Source organism: Kineococcus glutinatus, from assembly GCF_039542765.1.
GTDB lineage: Bacteria > Actinomycetota > Actinomycetes > Actinomycetales > Kineococcaceae > Kineococcus_A > Kineococcus_A glutinatus.
In genome coordinates, this window is record NZ_BAABIL010000454.1 from 1 (window position 1) to 6,090 (window position 6,090).

Annotated in this window: 4 protein-coding genes and 1 pseudogene; all 5 read left to right on the forward strand. The window is 76.9% G+C overall.

Features of this window, described 5'->3' with window-relative positions; translation table 11 throughout:
* Positions 1-454: pseudogene (locus ABEB16_RS15860) on the forward strand (NrfD/PsrC family molybdoenzyme membrane anchor subunit); the annotation flags it as partial.
* A gap of 28 nt (positions 455-482) precedes the next feature.
* Positions 483-1,370, forward strand: a complete 888-nt coding sequence (locus ABEB16_RS15865) for a formate/nitrite transporter family protein (RefSeq protein WP_345713195.1) — start codon at positions 483-485, stop codon at positions 1,368-1,370.
* 67 nt (positions 1,371-1,437) lie between these two features.
* Positions 1,438-3,999, forward strand: a complete 2,562-nt coding sequence (locus ABEB16_RS15870; RefSeq protein WP_345713196.1) for an ATP-binding protein — start codon at positions 1,438-1,440, stop codon at positions 3,997-3,999.
* Between the two features lie 224 nt (positions 4,000-4,223).
* On the forward strand, positions 4,224-5,174 hold the full coding sequence (locus ABEB16_RS15875; protein ID WP_345713197.1) for a hypothetical protein: 951 nt from the start codon (positions 4,224-4,226) through the stop codon (positions 5,172-5,174).
* Positions 5,175-5,287: 113 nt separating this feature from the next.
* Complete coding sequence (locus tag ABEB16_RS15880; protein ID WP_345713198.1) at positions 5,288-6,064, forward strand: class I SAM-dependent methyltransferase; 777 nt, start codon at positions 5,288-5,290, stop codon at positions 6,062-6,064.
* Positions 6,065-6,090: the final 26 nt, after the last annotated feature.

Here is a 6,090-nt window from a genome sequence, read left to right on the forward strand (position 1 = left end):
GCACGAGGTGCACCGGGAACTGCCGTTCGTGTTCGCCGGCAGCGCCCTGGCCGCCGGCTCCGGTGCGGGCCTGGTGCTGGCCCGCACCGCCGAGGCGGGCCCGGCCCGGCGCGCGGCGGTGTTCGGCGCGGCGCTGGAGCTGGCGGCCGCCCACCGCGTGGAGCACGGCCACGGCCTGCTCTCCGAGCCCTACCGGCAGGGCCGGCCGGGCCGGTTCCTGCGCACCGCCCGGGCGCTCACCGCGGCCGGGGCGGTCGGCGGGGTGCTGGGGCGGCGCTCGCGGCTGCTGTCGGCGCTGTCGGGCGCGAGCCTGCTGGCCGGTTCCGTGCTCACCCGCTTCGCCGTGTTCGAGGCCGGGGTGCACTCCACGCAGGACCCGAAGTACGTCGTCGTCCCGCAGCGCGAGCGGCTGGCCGCCGGCCGCCCGGTGCGCAGCGACACCCCGCCGCGCTGATCCGGCGCCCACGACCCCGGGAGGCAGCGTGCCGTACAAGACACCCGACCAGATCGCCGTCACCGCCGTCGCCGCGGGGGTGAAGAAGGCCAACCTGCCGGTGGCCAACGCCCTCGTCGGCGGGTTCCTGGCCGGCGCCTACATCGCCTTCGCGGGCCTGCTCGCCGTCGACGTCACCGCCGGGCTGCGCCCGGAGCTGTGGGGCGGTCTCATCACCCTGTTCAACGGTGCCGTGTTCAGCATGGGCCTGGTCCTCGTCATCATCGCCGGCGCGGAGCTGCTCACCGGCAACATGGCGCTCGTGCCGATGGCAGCGCTGCAGCGGAAGGTGACGCTCGGCCGGATGTCGGCGAACTTCGCCCTGGTGCTGGTGGCCAACCTGCTCGGCTCGCTGTTCGTGGCCTACGTGCTCGCCGTGCACACCGGCATCATCGGCACCCCGGACTCCGAGGCCGGGTCCGCGGCCGCGGCGACGTTCGCCCGCCTGGACACCATCGCGACGGGCAAGGCGATCACCGAGACGCACCTGGAGATCTTCCTGCGGGCCATCGGCTGCAACTGGCTGGTGTGCCTGGCGGTGTGGATGGCGATGGCGGCCGAGGAGGTCGCGGGCAAGATCCTGGCGATCTTCTTCCCCATCACCGCGTTCGTCGCGCTCGGCTTCGACCACGTGGTGGCCAACATGTTCTTCCTGCCCGCCGCGCACTGGGCCGGCGTGGAGGGCATCACGTGGGGGCGGATCCTGGAGAACTGGCTCTACGCCGGGGTGGGCAACCTCATCGGTGGCGGTGTGTTCGTCGGCGGCGCGTACTGGTTCTCCTACCTGCGCGGGTCCGGGCCCGCCGACGCACCCACCGCGACCTCCGACGCCAGCGGTACCGCCGGCGCGCGGGGCACGGGTGGTCCGGTGCACTGACGCCGGCGGGAAAAGCCGTACCGCGAAAGCCGTACCGCGCGCGGCGGGACGGGGCTACCGTCGACCCGTGGCCCTCGTGGAGCGCGGGCCGGAGCTGGCGCGGCTCCGGGACTGCGTGGCCGGCGCGGCCGGCGGGAGCGGTGCGGGCGTGGCCGTCGTCGGCGAGCCGGGCGCGGGCAAGTCCGCGCTGGTGCAGGCCGCGTGCGCCGGGGTGAGCGGGGTGCGCGTCCTGCGCGGTGCGTGCGACCCGCTGCTGACCCCGCGCCCGCTCGGGCCGTTCCGCGACCTGGCGCGCCAGGTGGACCTGCAGCCGCTGCGCCAGGGCGCCGAGCCGTCCCTGCCGGAGGTCTGCGAACTGGTCCACGACGCGCTGGGCGGGCGGCCCACCGCGCTCGTCGTCGAGGACCTGCACTGGGCCGACCGGGCCTCGGTGGAGGTGCTGCGCTTCCTGGTCCGCCGCATCGCCACCGTGCCGCTGGCCCTGCTCGTCACCTACCGCGCCGACGAGATCGGCCCGCGGCACCCCGCCCGGCCGCTGCTCGGCGACTTCGCCGTCCTGGACCGGCTGGACACGCTGGACCTGGCGCCGCTGAGCGTCGCCGGTGTCGCCGAGCTGCTGCGGGGCACCCCGCTCGACCCCCACCGGGTCCGCGCGCTGACCGGGGGCAACCCGTTCTTCGCCGCCGAGGTCGCCAAGGACCCCGGCCGGCCGCTGCCCGCCACGGTCCGCGACGCGGTCCTGGCCCGCACCGCGGACATGGACGCGCGCGACCTGGAGGTGCTCCAGCTCGTGGCCGCCGCCCCCGACCGGCTCGACGAGCGGGTCCTGGCCGGTCTGGGCGTCGACCTGGCGACGCTGTCGCGGCTGGACGGCACCGGCCTGCTCGTGCGCAGCGACCGGGGCCTCACCTTCCGCCACGAGCTGGCCCGCCTGGCCCTGGAGAGCACGGTCCCGCCCTGCGGTGCGGCCCAGCTGCACCGGCGGCTCCTGGACGCGCTGGAGCGCCTCGACCCCGGCGACCACGCCGTCCTGGCGCACCACGCCGTCGCCGCGGGCGAGGCCGCCCGGGAGCTGCGGCACGCGGACCTCGCGGCGGCCGGGGCGGACCGGGCCGGGGCCCACACGGAGGCGGTCGCCTTCCTGCGCACGGCGCTGCACCACCTGCCCCCCGGCCGCGCCCGGCAGCGGGCCGCCCTGCTGCTGCGCCTGGGCGTCGAGCTGTACCTCACCAACGACCTCGGGCCGGCGATCACGACCGTGAGCGCCAGCTTCCCGCTGTGGGCGGAGGCGGGCGACGGGGCCGGGCTGGCCGCGGCCCACGCCACCGCCGCGGTGCTGCACTACTACGACGCCCAGCGGCGCCCCGCCGAGGAGCACGCCGAGCGCGCCGCCGCGATCGCCGGCCCCGGGCGCGCGCCGGCGTACGCCTCGGCCTGCGCGACGCGGGGCTTCCTCGCCTTCCACCGCAGCGAGTACGACGTCGCCGCCGCCTGCCTGCAGGAGGCCGCCCGGGCCGGGGTGGACGGGGACGAGGAGCTCCGGCTGCGCACCACGATGATCGCCGACTTCGCCGACGTCGCCCTGGAGCGCCCGGGCGCCCGGGACCGGCTCGTGCGGCACATCGACCTGGCCCTGGCGCACGACCTCGACGAGATCGCCTCCACCGGCTTCTCCAACCTCACCAACCTCGACGTCGAGCACCGCCGCCTCGACGACGCCGAGGCGCTGCTCCAGCGTTCCATCGCCCACGCCGCAGGACGCGACATCGCCATCTGCAGCCATTACCAGACCGGCGTGCGGGCGCGCCTGCACCTGTTGCGGGGCCGCTGGCGGGCCTGCGAGGAGGACGCGGCGCAGGTCCTGCGCGACACGGGGATGCCCATGGCGCAGCTGTGGCCGCACCTGGCGGCGGGCCTGGTCCGGCTCCGGCGGGACGGCGGCGACGGCGGCCACCTCGAGGCCGCGTGGCGGCTCGCGGAGGGCCTCGACGAACCGCTGCGCCGGGTCGCGGTCCTGTGCGGCCTGGCCGAGCGGTCCTGGCTGACCGGGGAGCCCGACGAGCGCGTGGCGGCCGCCGCCCCCGAGCTGCACCGGCTCGCGTCCACGCCCGCGGGGGCGTGGTCGGCCGGTGAGCTCGCCGTGTGGCTGCGGCGCCTGGGCCTGCTGCAGGAGCCACCCGCGCACGTCGCGGCCCCCTGGGCGCTCGCCCTCGACGGGCGCCACGTCGAGGCCGCCGCGTGGTGGCACCGGTGCGGGGCGGCGCACGAGGAGGCGCTGGAGCTGGCCGACTCAGGCGAGCCGCAGCAGGGGGTCCGCGCGCTGGAGCGGCTCGACCGGCTCGGGGCCGCGGCGGTGGCCGACCGGCTGCGCCTGCACCTGCGCCGGCGCGGGCTGGTCGCCGTGCCCCAGCGCCGGCGGTCCACCACCCTGGCCAACCCCTGCGGGCTCACCGACCGCCAGCTCGACGTGGCCCGGCTCGTCGCCCGCGGGCTGACCAACGCGGAGATCGCGCAGCGGCTCTACATCTCGCCCAAGACCGCCGACCACCACGTCTCGGCCGTGCTCACCAAGCTCGGCGTGCCGAACCGGCGCCAGGTCGCCGTCGCGGCCCACGACATCGGGCTCTGAGCCCCCGCTCCCGGGCCCGCCGGGTGCCCACCGCCACCCGGCGGGCACCCGGTCACCCCCACCCGCCCACCGGCACCTCCCCAGGGGAGCGACCGCGGACCGGCCGGGGGAGCGGCACCGCAGATGGGGAGGCGCTCCCGATGCCCTCCCCACGGGGCGGGGACGAGTGTCGTCACCAGGCGGCAGCAGCCGCCCGAGGAGACCGAGTCCAGGAGCACCCCCGCATGCAGATGCAGAGCACCACGACCCGCACGACCCGTTCCACCCGCACGACCCGTCCCAGCCGCACGACCCGCCGGATCCGCCCGACCGCGGTGCTCGGCGCAGCCCTGTCCGCCGCCGCCCTCGCGGCCTCCGTCGCGGCCGCGGCACCCGCCTCGGCCGCCGTCGACGGCGGCTACCACCACGCGATGGCGAACTTCGCGTTCCCCAGCACCTCGGGCTACGCCGGCGGCTACGTCGACTGCCCCGCCGGCCGGCTCCCCATCGCCTCCGGTGCGCTGTCGCACGACCCGATGGGGATCCTGATGTCGAACACCCTGACCACCGCGGGCACCGGCGCCTACGCCACGGCGTCGGGGTCCGGCGGCCGGGCCTTCACGGTGCAGGCCGACTGCGTCCCCGCCTCCGTGCTCGGCGGGTCGACGCTCGCCACGCGGGTCGTCCGCGACCGGCGGAACGTGTGGCGCGACTTCCGCGAGACCGTGACCTGCCCGAGCGGCACCGTCGCCTACGGCGGTGGAGGCACCGTCACCAGCCCGGAGGGGATCTACGACCACCGCGGGCTGTACATCTCCGGTTCCGTCCCCGGGGTGCAGGGGTGGACGTACGCCGGCACGGGCTCCATCGGCGGCAACGCGCTGGTCGTCGAGGCGCACTGCCTGCCCCGCACCCGGCTCGGGCGCATCGTCGTCGTGGACGGGGCCGCGACCGCGACCGACGGGGCGGGGCGGCTGCCGATCTCGGCGAGCGCACGCTGCCCGGTCGGGACCTTCCCGTTCTCCGGTGGCGCCTGGTTCCGCGCGGAGGGCTCCTCCGTGCCGGGCCTGGTCGGCTACTTCACCGCGTCGGCCATGGGGGCCGACGGCCGCAGCTGGTTCGCCGCCGGCACCACCTTCGCCCCCCGCGCCCAGCTCATCACCCGCGTCCTGTGCACCGACCGCCTCGGCCGATGAGCCCCACCACGACCGTCCAGACCACCACGACCGTCCGGGAGGACACCGTGACCATCGACACCCCCCTCACCCAGGCGTCCGCCGACCGGGCGCTCAAGCAGCGGCACCGCGCGATGTGGGCCCTCGGGGACTACCCGGCGGTCGTCCGCGACGTGATCAGCGAGCTCGGCCCGGTGCTCGTCGACGCCTGCGGCATCCGGCCCGGTGAGCGCGTGCTCGACGTGGCCGCCGGCGACGGCAACGTCGCGATCCCCGCGGCGCTGCGCGGGGCGCACGTCGTCGCCGGCGACCTCACCCCCGAGCTCGTCGAGGCCGGGACCCGCAGGGCCGGGGCGGCCGGCGCGCAGGTCGACTGGCGCGTCGAGGACGCCGAGGCGCTGCCGCACCCCGACGCCGCGTTCGACGTCGTCACCTCGTGCGTCGGCGTGATGTTCGCCCCGCACCACCAGCAGGCCGCCGACGAGCTGCTGCGGGTGACCCGGCCGGGCGGGCGGATCGGCCTGCTCAGCTGGACACCCGAGGGCTTCATCGGGCAGATGTTCGCCGTCATGCGGCCGTACGCCTTGCCGCCGCCGCCCGGCGCCCAGCCGCCGCCCCTGTGGGGCAGGCCCGAGCACGTGCTCGAGCTGCTCGGCGACCGCGTCGAGGACGTCGTGGCCACGCGGCGCGCGCTGCGGGTGGGGGCCTTCGGGACCGGGCAGGCGTTCCGGGACTTCTTCAAGGCCTGCTACGGACCGACGATCGTCACCTACCGGCACATCGCCGGTGATCCGGAGCGGGTGGCCGCGCTGGACGCTGAGCTCGTGGCCCTCGCGGAGCGCCACGACCTCGGCGGCGGGGCGATGGAGTTCGAGTACCTCGTCCTGACCGCCCGCCGCGCCGGGGGATGAGGACCGGACCCGATCCCGCGCCCGTC

Bases quoted from the DNA above. Each gene is read 5' to 3' on its own strand.
- ABEB16_RS15875 (WP_345713197.1), top strand. From the start codon at position 4,224: ATGCAGATGCAGAGCACCACGACCCGCACGACCCGTTCCACCCGCACG.
- ABEB16_RS15880 (WP_345713198.1), top strand. From the start codon at position 5,288: ATGTGGGCCCTCGGGGACTACCCGGCGGTCGTCCGCGACGTGATCAGC.